The 23,993-nt window shown below is 42.0% G+C and carries 11 protein-coding genes; 6 read left to right on the forward strand and 5 right to left on the reverse strand.

Translation table 11 applies throughout. From position 1 onward, the window contains the following. Positions 1-11 precede the first annotated feature (11 nt). The 3 genes from lptE to A359_RS04435 form a co-directional block, all read right to left on the reverse strand. Positions 12-587, reverse strand: coding sequence for an LPS assembly lipoprotein LptE (gene lptE / locus A359_RS02140; RefSeq protein WP_014888204.1), 576 nt, complete (start codon positions 585-587; stop codon positions 12-14). 14 nt (positions 588-601) lie between these two features. Beyond that, positions 602-3,184, reverse strand: coding sequence for a leucine--tRNA ligase (gene leuS / locus A359_RS02145; RefSeq protein WP_014888205.1), 2,583 nt, complete (start codon positions 3,182-3,184; stop codon positions 602-604). A 3,065-nt stretch (positions 3,185-6,249) separates the two neighbouring features. Beyond that, positions 6,250-6,537 carry a hypothetical protein gene (locus tag A359_RS04435; protein ID WP_160142728.1) on the reverse strand — a complete coding sequence of 96 codons (288 nt, stop codon included), beginning with the start codon at positions 6,535-6,537 and terminating at the stop codon, positions 6,250-6,252. Positions 6,538-6,855: 318 nt separating this feature from the next. On the opposite strand from A359_RS04435, the gene A359_RS04180 reads away from it, so the two are divergent. The 5 genes from A359_RS04180 to pyrE all read left to right on the forward strand — a co-directional run bounded on the left by A359_RS04180 (position 6,856) and on the right by pyrE (position 16,092). Next, on the forward strand, positions 6,856-8,445 hold the full coding sequence (locus A359_RS04180) for a YadA C-terminal domain-containing protein (protein WP_014888206.1): 1,590 nt from the start codon (positions 6,856-6,858) through the stop codon (positions 8,443-8,445). Between the two features lie 1,423 nt (positions 8,446-9,868). Next, positions 9,869-10,138 carry a 30S ribosomal protein S15 gene (rpsO, locus tag A359_RS02160; protein ID WP_014888207.1) on the forward strand — a complete coding sequence of 90 codons (270 nt, stop codon included), beginning with the start codon at positions 9,869-9,871 and terminating at the stop codon, positions 10,136-10,138. Between the two features lie 228 nt (positions 10,139-10,366). Continuing rightward, positions 10,367-12,475: a polyribonucleotide nucleotidyltransferase gene (pnp, locus tag A359_RS02165; protein ID WP_014888208.1), complete on the forward strand. Its 2,109-nt coding sequence runs from the start codon at positions 10,367-10,369 to the stop codon at positions 12,473-12,475. Between the two features lie 793 nt (positions 12,476-13,268). Next, on the forward strand, positions 13,269-15,029 hold the full coding sequence (locus A359_RS02170) for a DEAD/DEAH family ATP-dependent RNA helicase (protein ID WP_014888209.1): 1,761 nt from the start codon (positions 13,269-13,271) through the stop codon (positions 15,027-15,029). Between the two features lie 421 nt (positions 15,030-15,450). Next, on the forward strand, positions 15,451-16,092 hold the full coding sequence (gene pyrE, locus A359_RS02175; protein WP_014888211.1) for an orotate phosphoribosyltransferase: 642 nt from the start codon (positions 15,451-15,453) through the stop codon (positions 16,090-16,092). A gap of 655 nt (positions 16,093-16,747) precedes the next feature. On the opposite strand, the gene dut is transcribed toward pyrE, so the two are convergent. Both dut and coaBC read right to left on the reverse strand, forming a co-directional pair. Beyond that, entirely contained in the window at positions 16,748-17,209 is a 462-nt protein-coding gene (gene dut / locus A359_RS02180; protein WP_014888213.1) for a dUTP diphosphatase, read from the reverse strand. Further along, a complete protein-coding gene (gene coaBC, locus A359_RS02185) occupies positions 17,187-18,401 on the reverse strand; it encodes a bifunctional phosphopantothenoylcysteine decarboxylase/phosphopantothenate--cysteine ligase CoaBC (protein ID WP_014888214.1) in 1,215 nt (404 codons plus the stop codon). The genes dut and coaBC overlap by 23 nt, the downstream gene beginning before the upstream one ends. A gap of 2,272 nt (positions 18,402-20,673) precedes the next feature. Between coaBC and A359_RS02190 the strand changes: the two genes are divergently transcribed. Beyond that, complete coding sequence (locus tag A359_RS02190; protein ID WP_014888215.1) at positions 20,674-22,062, forward strand: MFS transporter; 1,389 nt, start codon at positions 20,674-20,676, stop codon at positions 22,060-22,062. Positions 22,063-23,993 lie beyond the last annotated feature (1,931 nt).

Consider the following 23,993-nt stretch of genomic DNA (forward strand, 5'->3'; position numbering starts at 1 on the left):
TGTATGCCTCATCAGGCTGAGGCCGCAAGATGCCATGATTTTTGCTTTTTCAATTTTTCCTCTAGCACTTTATCCACCTGCTCAGGGGTAGAAACCGTCAGCAGTTTACGCACTAGCTGCTGCGCCGCCTGCTGTCGCAATTCTTGAAGGAAGAGATCTTTTTCGGAATCTTTTTCGAGCGCCGTCCTTGGGGTATCAAAGAACGAACGATACACTTTTACGTTGATAGGGTAGGAATTTTTTCCAGGAATCAACACCTGTGCATTTACGCTCAGTATCATCTGGTATTCAGCAGCTTTCCCGTCCTGGAGTACCGATGCGATTAACAGACTTTCTGACGCATTAAGAATTTGAAGCGATGGAAGCGTATTATGCTGTTCCTTGGTAGCATCCAACAGCGTCACAGCGTTCAGAGTTAACTCAGTTCGTATGGCGCGGGTCAGTTTACTATAAGGATCATAACTATTTAATGTAATGGTTTTCATTAAAGGCGGCACTTGTGCGGTTTTGCCGTACAAGTGATAACCACAACTTGTGGTGTTTATCACCGCCAACGCCAGTATTAGTGGTAATGGGTAATATCGCAAAAGATTCTCCTCTGTTAACCCACAACCAAGTTCAGCAGTTTATCCGGCACATAAATCACCTTGCGTACTGTAGTCCCTTTTAGATGTTTTGCTATCACACGCTCCTGAAATGCATGCTCACGCACTAAGGTTTCATCGGCGTCTGCAGGTACGGTAATTCTACCCCGCAACTTGCCGTTGATCTGAATAACAACCAGCTTAGTATCTTCTACCAGCGCGATATCATCAGCAATTGGCCACAGGGCCTGATCGATCCCCCCTTCTCCCCTGAGCGCTTTCCAAAGTGTGAAACAGGCGTGTGGCGTAAAGGGATACAACATCCGCACAACCGCCAAAAGAGCCTCTTGCAGCAAAGCACGATCCTGCCTAGTTTGCTGACGTGCACGTGCCAGATGGTTTATCAGTTCCATAATTGCAGCGATAGCGGTATTAAACGTCTGGCGGCGGCCGATATCGTCGGTAACCTTTATGATAGTTTTATGCACTGCACGCCGCAGCGCTTTTTGCTCGTTGTTCAAAGCTGAGAGATTCAGCCTACCTACTTCGCCCTGCTGTATATGACCATACACAAGCTTCCACACGCGTTTCAAAAACCGATTAGCTCCTTCCACCCCAGCTTCCTGCCATTCAAGCTGCATCTCTGCAGGCGCGGCAAACATTATAAACAAGCGCACTGTATCAGCGCCATATTTCTCTATCATCTCCTTCGGATCAATGCCGTTATTTTTCGATTTTGACATCTTGCTCATGCCGGCGTATACGAGTAAGCGACCAGTATCATCAGTCGCTTTGACGACACAGCCTTTCTTATCTCGCTCTACGTTAACCTTCGCCGGAGATACCCAGACTCGATCTCCGCCAGGGCTAATGTAGTAGAAGGCATCAGACAGCACCATACCCTGACAGAGAAGACGCCTTACAGGCTCGTCGAAGGGCACCAGTCCCGCATCGCGAAGCAGCTTGTGATAAAAACGGAAATACATTAGGTGCATGATGGCATGTTCGATACCCCCAATATACTGATCCACCGGCAGCCAATAGTAGGTAGCATCGGGATTCAGCATGCCACGGTCATAATCTGGGCAGGTATAGCGTGCGTAGTACCAGGAGGATTCCATGAAGGTATCGAAAATGTCGGTTTCACGCATCGCAGGTTGATCGAGGTAAGTGGTTTTAGCCCACTCGGGATCGGTCTTTAGCGGACTTGTAATACCGTTCAGAATCACGTCTTCTGGCAGAACAACTGGCAGTTGGTCTTCAGGCGTCGGAATCACGCTACCATTTTCAAGCGTGATCATCGGAATCGGAGCACCCCAATAGCGCTGCCGGGACACTCCCCAGTCTCTCAGATTATAATTGACCTTTCGCTCGCCTACACCGCGCTCTACAAGCGCCTCGGTAATGGCATTGTAGGCAGCCTGGGAATCTAGGCCGTCAAATTCACCAGAATTGAACAGCACACTTTTGTTGATTATTGGCTGGATGCTAAGATCTGGCTCGTTACCGGCATCGTGACGGATAACTGACTTGACTGGCAAATTATATTTTCGGGCAAAATCAAAATCGCCCTGGTTATGGCCCGGAACCGCGATCACCGCACCAGTCCCATAATCTGTTAACGCGCAGTTGACGACCCAAATCGGTAACTTCTCACCGGTCAACGGATGTAGTACGTGCAGGCCTGTGTCCATGCCTTTTTTTTCTATCATAGCCATGTCTGCTTGCGTTATTTTGGTTATGCTGCATTCCTCGATAAAAGTGGCCAGTGCCGGCTTCGACACCGCCGCCTGAAGGGAAAGTTGGTGACCCGCTGCGATCATGCAATAAGTGGCGCCCATCAAGGTATCCGGGCGGGTGGTGTAAACCGTGAGGGTTTCTTCGCTATCGACAACCTTGTAAGTGACATCCACTCCTTCTGAACGGCCGATCCAGTTACGCTGCATGGTTTTTACCTTTTCAGGCCAGCTCTCTAGCTTATCTAGACCGTACAGCAGCTCATCAGCGTAAGCAGTAATTTTTAAAAACCACTGCGGGATTTCCTTCCGCGCAACCTTGCTATCGCAGCGCCAGCAGCAACCGTCGATTACTTGCTCGTTAGCCAAGACCGTCTGGTCCTGTGGGCACCAGTTGACCGCCGAGGTCGTTTTGTACACTAAGCCTTGTTTATACAGGCGGGTGAAAAACCATTGCTCCCAACGGTAATATTCTGGTCGGCACGTGGTGATTTCACGATTCCAGTCGTAACTAAAGCCCAACAGTTTTAGCTGGCGCTTCATATAAGCGATATTAGTGTAGGTCCATGCCGAAGGCGCGGTATTATGTTGCACCGCAGCTCCTTCGGCTGGCAGACCAAAGGCATCCCATCCTATGGGCTGAAGGACATTTTTTCCTAGCATGCGCTGATAGCGTGCGATCACATCCCCGATGGTATAGTTACGTACATGCCCCATATGCAGACGGCCAGAGGGATAGGGCAGCATGGAGAGACAGTAGTATTTTTCCTTTCCAGAATCTTCAGTGACCCTGAACGTATTATGTGCATCCCAGTATTGCTGGGCGGTGAATTCGATCTCTTTAGGACGATAAAGTTCTTGCATGGTAGACAGGGATCCTTAAGTGAAACACTGTGACGCTCGCGCAGAAGACGTCTTGACAAGACATGATCTTATTATTAGCTCGTTGCTCCTGACGTGACAATAAAGAAAATAGAAAAAACGTGACTCTATGCAGGTATAGAAAAATCTTATTAACCAAACGACGTTAGCCTTTGAATAGCAATGCAGTACCGAGAAGCCATAGAATAAGTTGTTGAAAAAATTGATTTGTCGGGTCAATGAGCTGATTACTTGCTGCAACGTAGAAGCATGTTGTGAGATTTCATGAAACACCCGTCAACGCCAGATAATAAACAGGTTCTTATAAAGCTGAAAAATAAATCAATATGATCTTTGATCTTGTGATAAAGGTGATATGAAATAAAAAATGAAATAACGCAAAGTTTATTGCTTTGTGTTTGAATTCTAGTTTTGTTGATAAAAATTTTTGCCTGTCAACACTATTCTTACAAAACTCTCGACCGCTAGGCAGCTGTGATGTGCATATAAAGTTATCAATATGTTATTTTGGCTATCCCAGGTGCGGGGCCGCTCTAGAAGATAATCTAGAGACAAGTGCTTAACAGTGTTAGCATAAATAATTAATAGTCTGACCTCATTCATGCGTTGATTAGTTAATGACTAGGGTGCCTCTAGCCGGAAGATAGGGAAGTGACCCGCCTGGTTTTCCAAATTCCTAACAGCGTAATTTGGTTCAATACATTCACTCTGCCCGCTGTCTCAACTGCCGCCTGGAATCGTCATGAAACATCAGACATCATTAGGCTAGAGAATATTTTGAAACAGAACATCGCTGTTTTAATTAGCACACTGAGTGATCCGTGAATATCTTTTTCCAGTTATCGCTAGTGCTGTTTCACGGGCTAATTTTCAACCGCATAGTTATACTCATAATACAGACTGGCTAATCTTGCGCATCTTAAGGTGGTGGGGTAAACGGCTTTATTATTTCCTCAACAAAGCGTTATATTAGTCATGTCTCTCATAAAAGCGATCGGCTTTGATGGTTCTTTTCTGTTACGATAAATGCACTTCATAACATTCAGAAGCGGCCACGTCATCACCGGGACCCCTATGCGATGACGAAATGATACAGGCGGTCATTTTCGGGAGAACTTGTTGAATATATTTATATTCTGCTAATTATTCACTTCACCCGCTCCCATTATTTAAAAATAATTTCTATAGAAAACGATTCTTTCAACCACCTCAGCTACTTGCAAAAAAGTTCTAAAGAAGCTCGGCTCTCTGACAGCATTGCTGGATCACTGGTCTATGACCAAATAGCAAGAAACAGTCTTTCTTGGACGTTGTAGCGGAATATTTTCTACTCGGATGCGGCTTTCACTTCCCGTGAGAATGATAAAAAAGTTTTTAATTGCTAACTTAGAGTCTTACAGAAATTAATTAACTAAAATGTTACGCTATCTGAGGCCGTCGCTCGGGGTGCAGCTCATTCTTAACTGAAAACACGGGAATAGGCAGTGACTAGTAACATGAAACGTCAAGGTGTAAATAAGATAATTTCTCGTATGATGAATCGCATCAGCCTAAAATGTTTACTTAGCGGGCACAGAACATACAGTAAGAGAGTGTTGAACAACGCAGCAGGGGATTAATCTGATCTAATATTGGGAGTGCTATAAATAAACTTTATCTTTGCAGGTCGATCATAGATCAGTACCTACACATACAGCGGCTCTTCCGGATTTAATGCAGCCAAGGCTAAAGACAATCAGAGCAGTGGTGGCTAATTTTATTTAAGATGCATGTTACTGCCATGCGCTTTTATTAAAGCAAAAACGCGCGCTCCTTATTCCAGTCACGCAGGAGCGCATCATGTCGGCTGAGTTGTACTCTTAGGGTAACTATATGTTTAAAAATCCGAATCTGAGTAGCTCCGTATGAGACCTCGTAAATTCACTATGTCATCATTGCAGCTCACTACCTAAAACAGGTACGCTCCGGTTCATATCACTCTTCAGTGATCACCAAAATAAGCGAGACGACAGCAATCGTCAACGTACTTAACTATTTTTGATTCTAGGTATATGTCTTACAGTGTCACAATCACTTTACAATCAACTTCTCCTTGGCGAAATCGTTATGCATGCCGTTTGGTTCAACAGCGCTAGATTTCGAAAATCAGCCGCATTAATCGCAGGCGTCAAGAACCTGTGAAAAATTTTTGTTCAAATAGCTATGAAAAAATTTTGTTAACAGATAGATATTTGGGAGAGAGATCAGCAGTGTGATCCTCTAGATCGCACTGTTTAAAAGATGATGCAGCGGAATATATAGCAGACTCTTTCTGGTTTTTATCCCATAACTCCTATTCTAGGAGAAGAGTTATGTCATGCCTAACAGCAAACAAGACACTTGATTCGAATAAAAAACATAACATCATATGCTTAATTACAATAAGACTTTAATCCTATTGGTTTATTGCGGTCATGAGCTGTTCTAACATAAAGTCCTCAAGCTCAACCTCATATAAGTCATGACACCGCCTAAAAAGATACTTTACTAAAAAATAACATCATCAGTATGTTTTCTGTCTGTTAAGAAATGTTCTGGATAGTTGTTTGCATCCTCGTAGCTATCGATACGCGGATAGATGCGACGAACCAAGGTTCGCTCTTTTTAAGACTGCACACCGAATCGATTGCTGAAATAGCGTCCTATACTAGTCAACGCGTCGAAATGCTTATTTATTCGATCAGAAGTTAATGATTTTTAACTGCTTTATAAAAGATAAAAGATGGACCTGAGTGATTAGGTTATACTACTAACGCTTATTTAGCGTCTTTTTATTTTTAATGCTATAAACTTGTAACAACTATAGTTTCATGTATAATTAGTTATACATTTCAATAGAAAAAATAGAAAAACCCACTTATAAACATAAGGCATATCGTTTATATCAAGACATGTTGAGCCTGTGACCCTGAATGAATATCGCATTAGGACTGACTCTACTATCTACAATGATTGTAGATAGATTCTTGCTTTCTTTATACTGCATATAATAAAAGTAATGATCTTTATCATGAAAATTTTTTCTTTCTTTGATCTTCGTACATTGCTAACAACTCTGAGTCGCGACTTTCTTTCGCGATTTGAAAATTTAAATTACGCATCACTCGGTGCCAATCTGGATCATACAACACCAGTAGGAATCCTAGGCGGCTGATGGACATCTGTTGACCTAATCCAGAATGCACCATGATGCTATCGCATATGATTTTGGCGAAAAGCGGGCCATGTTGCAAACATAGCCCGCTAATAAAATAGGCATTGCTCGACAATGACTCGTACGAAAGTAGTATCGTCACAGACTCTTTATTTATTCAACAACTATTTAAATAAATCAGCCCGTTCTCTTGAAAATTATTCAAGACAACATAAAGTTTTTTTAATCACTTTATGAAATGCTATTCCTATATTAATAGGATAAAAATATAAATATTAAAACTAATAGCATCATTTTCTATAAAAAAACAAGTACAATGTTCCATTAAAAAAATGAATCGATACTATCAATATAACTCGTTTTATTTTTCTTTTTCATTGATGAATATTTTAAATCATGCTCATAAGCTCGTCTTTTCGCATAAATGATGTAACCACGTTATTTCAAAAAGGGAATGATTATGAATAAAACAGAAAAAAAAGCTAGATTATTAAACGTACCTCCTGTTGCTTATTTAGCATCTGCTATGCAAACAATCCATGCTTTAAAAACAGCACTTACAGATCATGTTTTTATTCAAAATAAACGGTTAAGCGTAAATAATATTTTTACTTCTAAAGTAATTTTAGTTAAAAACAAAAAAATAAAAACAGCACCACTAAGCAAAGAAAAAATAATAGATAAACTACTTCAAAAGAATAGACATTCTCTATTAAAAAAAGATTTAAAAAGTGCATTTCATCTCTGCAATAATACGCACACGGCAATCATCAGCGAAAGAAAAAGAGTGTTAAGTAAAATAAAATTTTTACCTGAAACCGTCTTTTCGTACGCTATTATCAGCACTCTGACCGCATTGCCTTATACGGCAATCGCAGATGAAATTACACACTCTGGTACTGGTAAAAATGCTTATGTGATGGGTGAAGACACAGAAGCAAGTGCATCGGAGACCACTGCAATTGGACATGGAGCCAAAGCGTACCAAGAGCATTCAACAGCATTAGGTAGTCATGCATCCACAACAAGAAAATACGTTTCGTTTCTCAATGAGAAAATTGCAAATGAAATGCCAAATAGGGGGCTTTATTATAATTCGGACGCTTCAGCGCAGATTGATAATCGATTTGCTGAAGTCTCTGTTGGTGGCACATATGAGGATGATACTAACGATGAACTATTCTATAGAAAATACGCTCAAATTACTCATGTTGCCTCCGGCACCGAAGAAACTGATGCCGTGAATCTTTATCAATTAAATACCCTAAAAGAGAGTATAGATAAAAGAATCGGTACGGTAAATAGCACGGTAAATAGTTTAGACAGAAAATTTACTCTAGCCGAACAAGAAAAAAAAGAACGGGCGCAGCGTTCCGCTAGCGATGCTAATGCATACAAAAATACCGACACTGCATCTAAAAAAGACATCAAAACAGTAGCCGCTCAAGAAGATGAAGATTCGCATACGAATCTATATTACACCGCTGCTAACAAAGCAGCATTAGCGGCTGTTGCGCAGGAAGATGCTCATCCAACAAGCATGCTTTCTAAGGCTTCGCGCAAAAATCTGAAGATCTCTAAAAACACAAGCCATACAATGCATATGGGTGCAGGTCTCGAAGAAAAGTACCATGCGGTTGCGGGCACTTCTGGAGAAATAGCCAGTACCAGTGTAGCGAATACTACTGAAGATAATCATCCTCCTGTTAATCATGTTCAATTGAATCGCATTAGAAGAACTGCTAGGTCCGCCTATACTATGGGGCAAAATAATACTCCACGTATTAATAGGCTTGAACAGCAAGTATCTAAAACCAACACGAAAATTGACCGAGGGCTAGCCGCTTCCGCTGCGTTAGCGGGTCTTTTCCAACCTTATTGTGTCGGCAAAGCGAATGTCACTGCGGGTCTAGGCGGTTACCGCTCTTCACAAGCGTTGGCTGTCGGTAGCGGGTATCGTATGAATGAAAATGCAGCGGTTAAAATCGGCCTTGCTTATTCTGGAGGAAATGACATTATGTATAATGCTTCTTTTAATCTAGAATGGTAAAACTGTAGGGAGTCGTCACCCCCTGCATATGCTGGGGGTGACGTTGCTTGTGAGGCAAGCAAAGCCAGATTTTTTATGCCTCCATATGACACATCAGACATTGTGTAAAAAAATTAGGTTGCGCTGTGTGCGTTAGGTTAATGAAACAACCTGTTGCATCAGTAATTAAATAATCACTGACCGTACAAAAGCTATGTATTTAAGACCTCCCTCCTTAGAGCTATCTTATTAAGAAGATAGCTCAGGCAAGGTCTTATAAAATCATCATACCCCCGAAACTCTCAGTGCCTATTTCATCATCCGGAATATTCTGATTGATTTTATCTATATCGTCAGAGACGGTGCTATATGAGAACCTTCTTATCAAGCAAGTTAGTGAAAAACACTTTTAGCTAGCTTTATTTCTTATAATAACCATGATGGGATTTGTTAAATGATAGACCATCATGCTGTTTTTTATCAAGTGTTTGTACTCAATCCTTGTAGGATCAAAAATGGCGTTTCACTAAGTCTAGTGTGATCATCTTTCTGTGTTATTATCTTGCTGTGTAGTAAACTATCGATTCACTAAGCTAATAATCTATTTTTATTTCTTCAACAATGAAGCATTGTTGAGACTTTTCAAATGCATCAAAATAGTCTACAGGCTACTACAATATCCGCATAACATCCCTGCATACGGCACTGATCATTCGTATATCAATGATAGTTTTTTATATCTAACTAGGATGCTTTATAATGAACATCGCACTAAAACGTTTGCCGCTATAGTATACAAAATTTAGCATTAAAAAATTGATATCAAATGATAATGATATTGCACTTAATCAACTACGCCACCATAAAGAAAGATAAATTTATTTAAGTTTTAACTCTTAATCTTACAGAGAATGATCATAAGTCTACATCACTCACAATATGCTAATAACAGTCTCCGGCCTCACCTGAAAGCATGCGGAACAACCCTCTAGACCAAGAGAAACAATTCTCTCACTAGAGCTCCCTGAAGATTCAAAGAATCTAGCAGATCTCATTTTCGGACATTAAAAATTTTGCAATTAAAATGCACTAAATACTTGACGTTATGCTGCATCAAGATTATTAGCGTGTTAACATTTAATAATGGCACAAGAGCAATTAAAAGTGTCACTCTTTCTAGACCACCTTTGAAAAATACTTATCTTTCAGCTAAAAGATGTCAGCAGTCATCTGCAGAAAGGGGATAAAATATTTGTGCAAAAAAAGACTGTATTTGCTAAAAAATACATTTAATTTTTACCTTTCCTTGCGTAATAATGTGATCGGCTTGTGCTAATCAAGCTCTAAGCGTATAATATAGGGTCTTATAAAATCATTATCTAAATTAGCAATCGGCCTGAATCTGTTGCTGCAAGCATTTTATAGTGATATTTGGAGCGTTACTATGTCTTTAAGTGTTGAAGCGAAAGCGAAATGTGTTTCTGATTTCGGTCGTGATATCAAAGATTGCGGTTCCACTGAAGTACAGGTTGCTCTTTTAACCGCTCAAATTAGCGACCTACAAGGCCATTTTTTGGAACACAAAAAAGATCACCACAGCCGCCGTGGCTTACTGCGTATGGTTGCGCAGCGTCGTAAACTACTAGACTACCTGAAGCATAAAGATGTGGGACGTTACGTCAGCATTATTGACGGCCTGGGTCTACGGCGCTAAACCAAGCTATTTCAGAGAAAGGGGCCTTATCTGGCCCCTTTCTTCTAGGGGGTGAGTAACCCAGTCGTGGGGTTGTCTGTATATGTGATCATAAACATATATAAGCGAGCTGTATTCATTCCACAATTATGAAAGATTGTGATTAATAGCGAGTATGTAATAAGCAGTTTTTAGTCAATGGCGCGCGGTTAATGTAACCGTATCGTGTACTTTACAAAGGAAATGATTTTGCTAAATCCGATTGTTCGCAAGTTTCAATATGGCCATCACACCGTAACACTGGAAACTGGAATGATGGCACGTCAGGCGACTGCCGCAGTCATGGTCAGCATGGACGATACGGCAGTATTTGTGACAGTCGTTGGCGAAAAACAAGCAAAACTGGGGCAGTGCTTCTTTCCGCTGACTGTGAACTATCAAGAGCGAATTTATGCCGCAGGGCGTTTCCCGGGCGGATTTTTTCGCCGGGAAGGCCGCCCAAGCGAAAGCGAAACGCTGATTTCGCGCCTGATTGATCGTCCCATCCGTCCGCTTTTCCCAGTAGGCTTCCTGAATGAAATGCAGATTATCGCTACTGTTGTATCCGTTAATCCTCAGGTGAACCCTGATATCGTAGCGATAATTGGTGCGTCTGCTGCGCTCAGCCTCTCCGGTATTCCGTTCAACGGCCCTATCGGCGCTGCACGTGTTGGCTACATTAATAATCGATATGTTCTAAACCCGACACAGACGGCACTCGCTGAAAGCCACCTAGACTTAGTGGTAGCTGGTACTCAAACGGGAGTGCTGATGGTAGAATCCGAAGCGAGGATTTTAAGCGAGGACCAAATGCTAAGCGCCATAGTATACGGCCACGAACAGCAGCAGGTAGTAATCGAAAATATTAATACATTCGTGACTGAAGCCGGTAAACCAAAGTGGCAATGGAAAGCTAAGGATGTTAACCTCGATCTTAAGACACAAATCACAAAACTAGCGAAATCCCGTTTTAGAGAAGCCTATCGTATCACCGAAAAACAAGAGCGCTATACCGCGATAGAGTCAATTAAAGCCGATATCGTAGCATCGCTAACGCACGAAGACGAAAACGTAAACATATTTGAAATCAAAGATATTTTAATTTCTCTCGAGAAAACCGTTGTGCGAGGCCGCATATTGTGCGGTGAACCACGCATCGACGGCCGTGAAAACGATATGATTCGTCGACTAGATATGCGTACCGGCATCCTGCTACGTACCCATGGATCTGCGCTCTTTACACGCGGGGACACCCAAGCCTTGGTCGCCACGACCCTTGGCACCGAACGAGATGCACAAAATATTGATGAATTGATGGGTGAAAGAACAGACCGTTTCCTACTACACTATAATTTCCCTCCATATTGCGTTGGCGAAATTGGTATCGTAGGATCACCAAAGCGTCGAGAAATAGGCCATGGCCGTTTGGCAAAGCGTGCTATTCTAGCGGTGATGCCAAGCGCCAGCGAATTCCCGTACACAGTGCGCGTGGTATCGGAAATTACAGAATCCAATGGCTCATCCTCTATGGCCTCCGTGTGTGGCGCATCGCTCGCTCTAATGGACGCCGGGGTGCCCATCAAGGCAGCCGTTGCCGGTATCGCCATGGGTCTAGTAAAAGAAGGCGAGCGCTTCGTTGTGTTATCTGATATTCTAGGAGACGAAGATCGTATGGGCGATATGGACTTCAAGGTTGCTGGTAGCCGTGAAGGTATTACCGCGCTGCAAATGGATATAAAAATTTCAGGCATCACACGTGATATCATCCGAGTAGCCCTAAATCAAGCCAAAGGTGCGCGCATGCACATCCTCAGCCTAATGGATAAGACACTCAGCTCGCCACGGGCCGATATTTCTGCATTGGCGCCTCGTATCTATACCATTAAAATTAATCCCGATAAAATTAAAGACATCATTGGTAAAGGTGGGACGGTTATCCGTGCTCTGACCGAAGAGACCGGTACAACTATCGAAATTGAAGATAATGGCACCGTGAAAGTAGCGGCTGCTGACAGCGATAAAGCGCGCTACGCAATTCGCCGCATTGAAGAGATCGCTGAAGAAATAGAAGTCGGTCGTATTTATAATGGTAAAGTAACCCGCATAGTAGACTTTGGTGCTTTTGTTGGGATCCGAGGCGGAAAAGAAGGATTAGTACATATCTCCCAAATCACCGATCAGCATGTAGAGAAAGTAACCGATTACCTAGCACTAGGCCAGATAGTTCAGGTAAAGGTTCTGGAAGTTGACCGTCAAGGTCGCGTGCGACTCAGCATCAAGGAAGCTAGCATCCGCCGACAGAACCGCTGTAGTGCCTAAAGCAAAAATGCGTTTTACTTAACATAGCTGATTGTTGTCAAAGTGCTAATCCTGGTAGGATAACAAGAAAGTTCTTGTCGTGGTTACACCAGCGCGCGCTATGAAAAGGCTCATCGTAAATTATATAAACAAAAACACTGACGCACCAGAGCCTGATTTAGTAAAAATCCTTAGAGCTATGCTATGAGGGAAAAGTGCTGTATCATAGCATTAAACTCAATATGCCAAGAAAATATTAATTTTTCGGCATATGCTGAACAACATATACTAAGCACAAAAAAGTTCGAGGTCTCCCCCGAACACCTTATAATTGCGTACTATAGATAGCCCTCTACAACACCTTGGTATAAAAACGAATTAAAAGAAAGAGAGATTTAATCTGAGGTCCATGAGATAATCAATACTGATAGTCTGCCTTGAGGCGGATGTAACGACTCAGACAGTGACTGCTATTTCAGCAAAATCATCTGAGTCTAGGAAATAATAAGGCGTCTTCACCACTGTTAACACTGACAGTTACTAACAACATGTATAATTTTATTAACTACTACTATGCATTGTTTCAATTGAAGCTTAGCACATGTACAAAACCATCTATCAGAATCGGACCAGAAATAGCTGACAAAAAATTTATATAGCCCGCGTTACTCTTTTTTTTGCACCTGCGCGTTTGAGGGTTTATTTTTTGTTTTAAATCTCATTTGAGCCGGTTCACACTTTTGATGAAAATGAATAAAAGTTTTCAGTACGAGGTATGTAGACTGGCGGCCATTAAAAAATAAGGCTCGTATACATGTCTGAAGTAGAAACCTCTTTTACCAATCTGGGGCTCAATGCTCCTATCCTGAGTGCGCTCACTGATCTCGGTTATGACAAGCCGTCATCTATTCAGGTCGCCTGTATCCCGCATTTATTAGCCGGACGTGACGTGCTGGGTATTGCGCAGACGGGTAGCGGTAAAACCGCTGCGTTTTCTCTTCCGCTATTGCACAATATCAATCCTGCGCTATCCGTGCCTCAGTTGCTAGTACTGGCACCGACCCGCGAACTTGCAGTGCAGGTTGCAGAAGCCTGCTCTGATTTTGCGAAGCATATGAAAAGTATCAACATAGTCGCCCTATACGGAGGGCAGCGTTACGAAGTGCAATTACGCGCTCTGCGTCAGGGACCACAGGTTGTGGTCGGTACTCCTGGCCGCCTCCTAGACCATTTGAAACGAGGCACACTCAATCTGTCTAATTTACGCGGGATAGTACTGGACGAAGCCGATGAGATGCTACGTATGGGCTTTATCGAAGATGTGGAAAACATTTTAACTCAGGTGCCCGCACAGCATCAGACGGCTCTATTTTCCGCCACCATGCCAGACGCAATTCGCCGCATTACCCGCCGCTTCATGAATGAGCCACAGGAAGTGCGAATTCAATCCAATTTAACTACCCGCCCTGATATCAGCCAGAGCTATTGGACAGTACACGGAATGCGTAAAGATGAAGCACTTGTACGTTTCCTAGAAGCCGAAGATTTCGACGCAACTATTATCTTCGTACGCACTAAAAGTGCTACACTAGAAGTAACCGCAGCACTGGAAAACAGTGGTTACAATGGCGCTGCACTAAACGGAGACATGAACCAGGCACTACGCGAGCTGACACTTGATCGTTTAAAGGATGGGCGACTAGATATTCTAATTGCAACTGACGTCGCTGCACGCGGTCTAGATGTTGATCGCATCAGCCTGGTCGTGAACTATGATATTCCCATGGATGCCGAATCCTACGTACACCGTATCGGCCGTACAGGTCGTGCTGGACGTGCGGGGCGTGCACTGCTCTTTGTAGAAAACCGCGAACGACGTCTATTGCGCAATATTGAACGCATCATGAAATTGACTATCCCGGAAGTAGCACTACCGAGCGCTGAAGTACTAGAAGCCCGCCGCCTGGAAAAGTTTTCCCGTAAGGTAAAAACCCACCTGGAAAGCAGCGATCTACACATGTACCGCACACTTCTAGCTAAACTGTTGCCAGCGGAAGCGCTAGATATGGAAACGCTCGCAGCGGCGCTGTTGAAAATAGCCCAAGGCCAACGCCCTCTCCTTCTTCCGAAGGATACAGTGCTAGAGCGCCTCCTCCCCCCCCGTGAACGGGACGAGCGCAGGGATGCCGCTGGTGAACGTTCATCGCGGCGTTTACGCCGTGACCTAGGAGAAATGAATCTTTACCGCATCGAAGTCGGTCGTGATGATGGCGTCGAGGTTCGTAATATAGTCGGCGCGATCGCCAACGAAGGCGATATCAGTAGCCGCTATATTGGTAATATTAAATTATTTTCTTCTTATGCAATAATTGAGCTACCGAAAAACATGCCGCGAGAAATTCTATCTCACTTTACACGTACGCGTATTCTAAACAAGCCAATGAATATGAAGTTCATAGGTGAGTCACCGACTCGTAACAGCGAACGCCGCGGCATACCGAGCGCTAACCGTGGCAACTATGGTGGTGACCGCCGTGACAGCGGACGGCGCCGTCGTTTTAGTAACGATACATAATGTGGTACGTGTAGTTATTTCACTGCGTATAACAACAGGCTGCCTTGCCTTTTAGGTAAGGCAATTATGCAATGTTAGAGAAAACTTTTTGCCTAACATAAAATTAAACACTTGATATTCAGCTATCTCTACGTAACTATGATAAAAAAAATAAGGTGCGGAGATAGAAATAGTCAAGGCACTAAACAAGATTACGCTGCTAGGAATGACGAACAATTTCAACATCGTATCAGAAGCGGTCATGCTGGCGTTTAGCTCATTACACACTCTATCATTTTCTCGATCGTGCACTGCACATCTATAGTGCATTGCACGATCGAGAAAACTCATATCCAGGGCCGAAGTGATGTTATGATCCACCCAGAGCGACCCTAACTACAGTGCAGTCTTGTCCGTTCTTATAGTGAGAAATCAAAAATTGATGAAAACATATCAGTATAAATTTATCGAGTATGCCTTAAAAAGGCAGGCATTAAAATTCGGCAAATTTATACTTAAATCCGGTCGTGTTAGCCCCTATTTCTTTAATATTGGTTTATTTAATACAGGGCGTGATCTAGAATTTTTGGGGCAAGTTTATGCGGAGAGATTAGTCGACTCAGACCTAAGATTTGATCTGTTATTCGGGCCTGCCTACAAGGGGATCCCTATTGTTACTACAACTGCTGTGGCGCTGGCTCAGCAGCATCAGTGGAATGTTTCTTATTGTTTTAACCGTAAGGAAGTCAAGCAACGCGGTGAAGGCGGGATCCTGATTGGTAGTCCTCTCCAGGGGAGAGTCATGCTTCTCGACGACGTCATTACCATGGGTACCGCCATCCGAGAGTCAATGATTATCATCAATGATCATCAAGCAACGCTTTCTGGGGCGCTGATTGCACTAGATCGGCGAGAAAAAGGGCGTGGCAATTCCTCTGCTATTCAGGAAATAGAGGGAGAGTATTGCTGCAAGGTACTTGCTATCATCACGCTGTTCGATCTTCTCACGTATCTAAAACAAAAAGACGAAATGGCCGACCACCTTGAGGCGGTCCTAGACTATCAGAAAAAATACTGTATCTGACACAAAACAGCTCATTGACCTTCTCCAAAAGCAGCAGGTTCCAGTGCTGCAATGCGCACCACTCTTCACGGGCTGATGTTTCAATTCAGTACGTAACAATCGCGATAGCATCCCTTCGAAAGAAGCTAATATCACTATGGAGAGAAACGACTACTCTAGCTGAAATGCCGCCTCTTAATGTAAGTTTTGTTAAGGCAAGACCCAAAAACGGAGCGAAAACTGCCCTAAATACTCTCATGCAGCTCATCGATGCGACCTTAACATCGATCTTGTTCAAACGTTATAGAGCATATAGCTGATAATAATGCACATGAGTCCTGCATTACCTTCAGAGAAACCCAGATGAGACACTCGTATAACATATGCATCATCCCGATTCAAGCTCTCTGTAATTTTTGTTTTACTGAAATAGTGACGGTGAAGCGTCGTTCCGAAACACCAATATGGACTGATAGTGTTTCATTCTTTATGCAGAAATACCTTCTCGCGTTAGTTGCATGTCCTATGCTCTCGCCCTCTCATTCATGCAAAATCACTTTCTTTATCATAACTGTCAATCGTGTCGCTAAACACCAGACATATTTTTAACGGGCGAGGTCCTATAGCGTCAAAAAATATTTGTTCGATACCGTATCATGGACCGAGTCTTCAGAATCTATTGTCGACCAGAGTGCCCAAATCCCTTATCTCGACGCTCGCTGGCGTCATCGAAGGATACTACTACATTCAACTCCGCCTGCACGACCGGAACAAATATCATCTGCGCCATACGCTCTCCTGGTTTTAAAGTAAATGCATACTCTCCTCGGTTCCAGACCGAGACCATCAGCGCCCCTTGGTAGTCTGAATCAATTAGCCCCACTAAATTACCTAATACTATACCGCACTGATGACCTAGACCGGACCTCGGTAATATAATAGCCGCTAGATTAGCATCAGCAATGTGAATCGCTAACCCGGTCGAGATTAACCTTGTTTTCCCCGGATCTAGCACAAGAGGCTCATGGATACAGGCCCGCAAATCGAGACCGGCAGAGCCTATAGTAGCATAAGCCGGTAGCGGAAAACGATCACCAAAACGGTGGTCCAATAGCTTAACGTCGATTTTTTTCATCATAACGGCTACAAATCTCGTCAATCAATTGCTGAGCAAGCTGTGATTTGTCGCTTAGAGGTAACAGGTTTTCTCCATCCTGCCAGAAAAGATGCAATGCATTGTTATCACTATTAAATCCTTGTCCTTTCTGAGAAACATCATTGGCGCAAATTAAATCCATCTGCTTATTAATGCGCTTTTTACGGGCATACTCTTCCATATTGTGAGTTTCAGCAGAAAATCCGACGACGTAAGGACGTTGTGTTTTTAATGCGCCTACAGTTGCTACTATATCAGGATTCTTAATCAGGGTAATGATTAAATCATCGCTATGTTTTTTGATTTTTTCTGGAGAAAAGTGGCGGACGCGATAATCCTCCACCGCTGCACAGCTAATAAAAATTTGCTGTTTGTGGATATTGCCCATCACCGCATCCTGCATTTCTAGCGCACTGGTTACGTCGATACGCTGCACATCCGCTGGCGTTGGTAGGCAGACAGGTCCCGAGATCAACGTCACTCGTGCGCCTTTGGCCGCAGCAGCTCTAGCAATGGCGAAACCCATCTTGCCAGAGCTATGATTACTAAGAAAACGTATAGGATCCAGAGCTTCTCGGGTCGGCCCAGCTGTTATCATGATATTCAGGTGGTGTAGGGTAGGAGAAGGTGTAAAATACTGTTCTACTTGATCTACCAACACAAGAGGATTAGACATCCTGCCTGGGCCGATATCGCCGCATAACTGACAACCGCTATCTGGCCCCCACAGTAGTACGCCTCGGCCGCTTAACGTATTTAAGTTCGCCTGTGTAGCAGCTGCTCTGTACATTTTCTGATTCATACTTGGCGCTGCAGCGATAGGCGCTTCTGTCGCAAGGCAGAGCGTAGTTAGTAGATCATTAGCTATTCCAGCTGCTAGACGCGCCAATAAATCAGCGCTTGCTGGTGCAAGAAGCACCAGATCCGCCCATTTTGCCAGCTCAATATGACTCATCGGCCCTGCTTCATAGGAATCCAAAACATCTTCTGCTACAGGGTAACCTGATACCGACTTCAGGCTTAAGGGGGTAATAAATGCTTTAGCCGACGCCGTCATAACTACACGCACCTCAGCGCCACGCTCGCGCAAAAGACGAACGAGCTCTGGAGTCTTATAGGCAGCGATGCCGCCGCTGACACCCAGTATAATATGTTTAACGGCTAGTTCCGTCATCTTGCATCTCCGGGTAACATAATGGCTATGTTCATTTTATTATAACCCTCTTTTCCGGAGTGATTTGTTTGTTTGTAGCTATTCTAGCATCATCATACGATTTTTACCGTACCATCGTATTTTTTGAATCAATCTACATTAAGTCAATATCAATTCTTTATTAAATACATGAGCCTTTGTAGTACCTGCATAACCCAGAAAGAGCCCGTTATTAGGCTATTATTATACTTATAGGTATACCTATAAGTATAAATCTAGTTCAGCGATTTGACCATTGCCGATCATTTCAACGATCGGTAACTTATAGTCAGAAACAATTAGCATACCATCTGGAAGTATTGTTAACCCGCATCTCACTCTTTCAATGATCACATGTCGATAATAAGTTTACCGGCCTGTTCCCGAGATCGTTACTAGCAGTAAGACGCTGATGCATAACGGCGCAGTTACGATCATGGTACTAGCAACACTATTGAGTAAATATATTTACTCCTGTCTTCTCAGTGAGCTTACATCGAGATGCCTTAAGGCAAGATCATGCGGTTCGCGCTCATGAGAGGATCCTGTCCTGGCAATGCCAGAAATATTCTTCTACAACATCATCACAGAAAAAATGATAGTCACTCATTCAGGAAACCTTTACCCCAAAAGAGCGAACGCATCATTAGTACCGTGATCTGCCGAAAAAATCCTTGCATCTGTTACGCTATCTAATGCTTGCTGTAACTGACGTCGTGCTGGTCGTTTGTCAATACTAGGCTTCAGGACGTTTTATGCTCCCTTACCAAAAACTGTAAAGTCATTTCCATTAACGACTAAATGGGTAATTACAGAGTTTTGTGACGTTTTTATGTTGCTAAGCACTTCTTACCTTTCCTTTCGGAAAAATTAGTCATCTAGGCAATTACAAGCAGTTTCTTTTTACATTCGGCAACATCTGACGCATGCATCTGTTCTGTCAGAACACCCCTCTGCTACAGATCTTATTGTTATTCAGCAGCTAGTGCTTTTAAATTTTTTTTGCTATATATCACATATGTTGAAATCACTGTAATGACATGAGTCAATTCTTACTAAAAATATCTATTTCAATAGCAATACTGTAGGGAAAAACATTCTTCTTATCATTCCGTCATGGAATGCACAATACTCACTACTTCAGTGAAGTTAACGTCACTATAGAGTAAACACTCTACAGCTGATAGAAAGCGCATGATACTTAGATAAAGTTGCAAAGTAAGTGATTAATATCCGAGATAAAGAGGTTTCGGTTTCGGTAAATGCCTGAGTTATCATACAAGGCCCCCTGAATATTTTGCTCCGCAAAAGCTCGTCGATAATAATGGTTGAGGTGCTGCTCTGGATTACGCGCTGTGAGGCATTACAAAAAAGGCTCGCATCAGCATAGCGCTATTAGCAGCTCACTCTTCATAAACTCTTATGCTTTCTTTAACAAGCGAGGCATAGAAAAGCCTGGACGCATAGCGTGAGCAACTTTAAAGTACAACGTAAGCTACCTCGGGTAGTAAATAGTGAAAAATATTTGATATATTTTTGCCAATAGATCGCATAGTAGCGCTGATGATCGAGAAGGGCTTCTGGGATTCCTAAAGAAGACTACTAAACAATTCAGGCAGCATTCGATAACGGTAAGTAGTGATATACATTTCGCCCCATTATGGTCTATTGAGAAATAAAATAAAATCGCTTTCCCTACAGGGAGGTAAAGTAATGATAATCTTATCCACCTGAACTAAAGCGTAAGCACGAGGTTGATAATCAGAATCTAAACAGCAGCTATGCTATCTTGAAAATAAACAAACCTATAATCACAGTAGATCACTAGTTTAACGCCCATCATTGAGTTAAAAACACTTGTCCTAGGCATCGAAGCCTAACTCACTATGATTCGCAGCTCAGAAAAGTTTTAACAATGGTTAAGATGCTTAACTAAGCGATACTCTTAAGCAAGCCGAGCATAAACTGAATCTCGTAACAATAGCTCTGCTAAGAGCTCAATCGTTAGGCGCCCCCATTTTTTTAAAAAACTGATTTTACATTAAAGAGGTAATAAAGCTTCTTGCGCCCACCACATACAGTGAGTTTATTAAAAAAATGACTCATTTGGTATTAAGGATTGAAGGATATACCCGAGACGAAAATTATTTACTAAGAAACAATCATGACAGATAGGCATAATTTTTAATTATGCAACATCCCAAGTGCATACTCTTTTCTCGGGGTGCACTCGTTAGATGCAAAAGGAATAAATATGCAATCAATAAAATTAAATGTCTCCGCTATACAACAACTGGATGCATCTCCTCTAACAAAAAATCAAAAATCTCTCATATGCATGGTTACTATAGGAAACATTCTTGAATTTTTTGATTTATTCCTGATAGGTTTTACTGTTACCTTGCTTATGCAAGATCAGCGATGGTCATTAAACACAGTACAGTCTAGCCTAATTCTTTCAGGGGCTGGAGTTGGAACTGTCATCGGTGCAATTTTTTGGGGGAGGTTTGCTGACAAATATGGCCGAAAAAAACCATTTTTCTTATGTGTGTTATTACTTGTAATATTCACCGGACTGTCTGCACTAACACCTGAAAATAGTTGGGTCTTTTTGTCAATCATGCGCATCTTCGTCGGCATAGCCGTTGGTGGACTTAATGTAACTTCCATACCTTATGTTCAAGAATTTTTACCATCTAAAAATAGGGGTTTTTTTACTGGCTTAACATCAGCATTTGTGCCATTAGGCCTGTTGCTTGGTTCAGTTTTAACGCGGTATCTTGCTGAACCACTTGGTTGGAGAGGCATGTTAATTCTTGGATGTCTGTCTGTTATTGTATTAGCATGGAAAAATTTTATTCCAGAATCACCGCGATATTTATTATCTAGAGGACATGTTCAGGAAGCGCGTGCAGCTTACGCTTGGGCGATGAACAGACCGATCAATAAAATTGGACATTTATCTGAAGATGTATACTTTACTAAAAAATCCTTTTTTAACATAATACAAGATTATCCTAAACAACTAAGTATTGTTTCTATTGGTTCATTTTGTTTCATGCTCGGAAGTTTTTTTATTCAGTCATGGGGACAGACATTATTAGGTAACATTTTTCATTTTAGCATTCACGCTGTAGCAAATTTATTCATGATACTCTCCTTAGGGGACTTAATTGGGCGATTAGTGTCAGCATGGCTCTCTGATTGTTTCGGAAGGCGTCGAACACTCTTTCTCTTCGGTTGCATGGGCGCGTTAGGTTGTATTATTGCTGCACTTTCTACACAAATTAGCGTAATCATACCTTCCTATAATTTAAACCTCGCTTCTTCAGGCTGGGTCTTCTTTTTCGGCATTCTGATGGTCATGATATTTGGCGATGGTGCATTTGGTGTTATCAATGTCTTTGGTGGAGAAATGTTTTCTAATCAAATACGCTCGACATGTCTTGGGCTAGGGTATGGTATTGGTGCTATAGCGAAAATTATTGGTCCTTTTTTTTTGGGGGGGTTAATTAAAAGCGAGCCCTTGTCTGAAGATTCAGTCTCTTTTCCCTTTATTATATTCGCTTTTATTTTTTTTCTCGGCTCTATAGTATATCTATTTGCACGTGAAACTCGGGATGTTAAACTTGAAACTATGTAATTCCTAGAAAGAAATTAGTCCGATTGAGTATTCTGCATTCCCCCATTATTTAATCCTTTGGGGTCATGCTGTTCTAATGTGAAGGTTTAGAAAAATACATGTTACCTCGAATATGTCCGTTTCTTGAATTGATTACATAATTAAAATTGTTAATCATTTTTTCTGCAGCTGACAACATTGATTCCAATATACTTTCTCTACTCTAAAGAAAAAATACAGTCACCACCGCCTCATCATGCAGTTTTCAAGCGACATGATGAGGGGGGCATAACTTGATCACACAACCGTTCATGCATGAAAAGAGCAACCCGATACTAGATGGCTCGCTTATGATTATGCGACTTTATAGTTTTTTGCTGATAGCTATATAGCGCTTCCTTGGTTTTATTATCACAACTCTTAAAGAGCAGATAAGATTTTACGCGCTTCTTTTTTTAAAGAAATAGAGTAAGAACAATCTAGGAATTACATAGTTTCAAGTCATATCAACATACAACGTCAACATGTGATGAAACCATCTGGTGATATAATTAATCACCATAAGTTCTTGGGTTGTTTATGCAGGAGTATATAGAGTTAATTAGGAGGATCGCGAACATAAAACCTTTCTAACCCGACAAATCTATCAGTAATTCGCGAGAATTACAAAATGTTCATGCTAATTAATTTGATATCAGTACAGATGATCAATCACCTCTTCCGGATTAGATCAAGAAAACTAAAAGAATATGCAAGAGAGGTTTATTGATTATGCATAGAGGCTTTCTTAACAATACCTTGTTAAAGAAAAAACCCAGTCGGTTATTTGCTATAAGTGGGACTAAGCAATATTCATCAGCGCTATGCGCCTGCACCTATAAGCTTTATGATGCCGTTAAGCTTCGGTCTTTAAGCGAAAGTTATGATGCCTGAAAACAGATAGTAAATTATCAGGTAATATGCACTAGATAACACCGCCATATTCTTCTACAACATAACTCTGGGTTATCCTCTAAGTTTGAATGCCTATGATGCACCGATAGACAAGACGATAAAGTCGTATAAGAGCCTTAATTAGATCATACTGATATAATATAATATTTCACACCGCTTACACCATATTACAATACTTTTTCTGACTGAAAATCATTCGAAACCATATGGTTATACAAGATGCAATTACAACCTCGGAAAGAAATTATCTTCTGATCGATGCAGAAATGACGCCGGATAGCTATCCAGCCTGCAGCTGATAGAACTATAATAACTGACGCTTATGAATATACATTGCGTCTCATTATTATATTACTTTCTTCCGAAAGATGACATAGAAAGCCTATCTACGAATAGCACGATCACAGATCGTGGCGTTGGTGGTTATTTTCTATGTCTATTTAACCTGCGGCGGCTCTTTCAAATACTGGCAGTCGTGCTCTAATCCGATAGAAAAAACTTTCTAGTCTAGAATTTTTCGGCTCGAGGTCAAAAAATCTACTTTCCATTCCGGGGTGCTATCCTTGAAAAGAAAATACCACCAGCAGTGTAAACAAAATATCTTAATCAGCTAGCGCGTCAATAAAGCGGCGCTATTTAACAGGGGCTTGTAACTAAGTGCGCAATTCAATGCCGAAGACGTCATAACCGTATAATTTTTGAACAGCAGATGATTATGAGCATATGAATTCATCACTGGGATATGAGCCTGCTTTCTATCCCCATAGGGCGTTGATCATTACATGCATATTGAGCTCACCATCGAACGAAAAAAATCCGGAGAAAGTACGGAGTAGATATGGATATATGCATGGCGCATCATAAACCCCAGGACACTTCATATGAAATTTTTTATTCTTAAATTGATAACGCACGACGCCGACAGAAAGTAGGCGCGCAGATCGACTACCGCATCAGTGTTTTGCTGTTGATAAGGAGACAAGGACGCGGTGATGATT

The sequence above is a fragment of the secondary endosymbiont of Ctenarytaina eucalypti genome (genome assembly GCF_000287335.1).
In the GTDB taxonomy this organism is placed as follows: Bacteria; Pseudomonadota; Gammaproteobacteria; order Enterobacterales; family Enterobacteriaceae.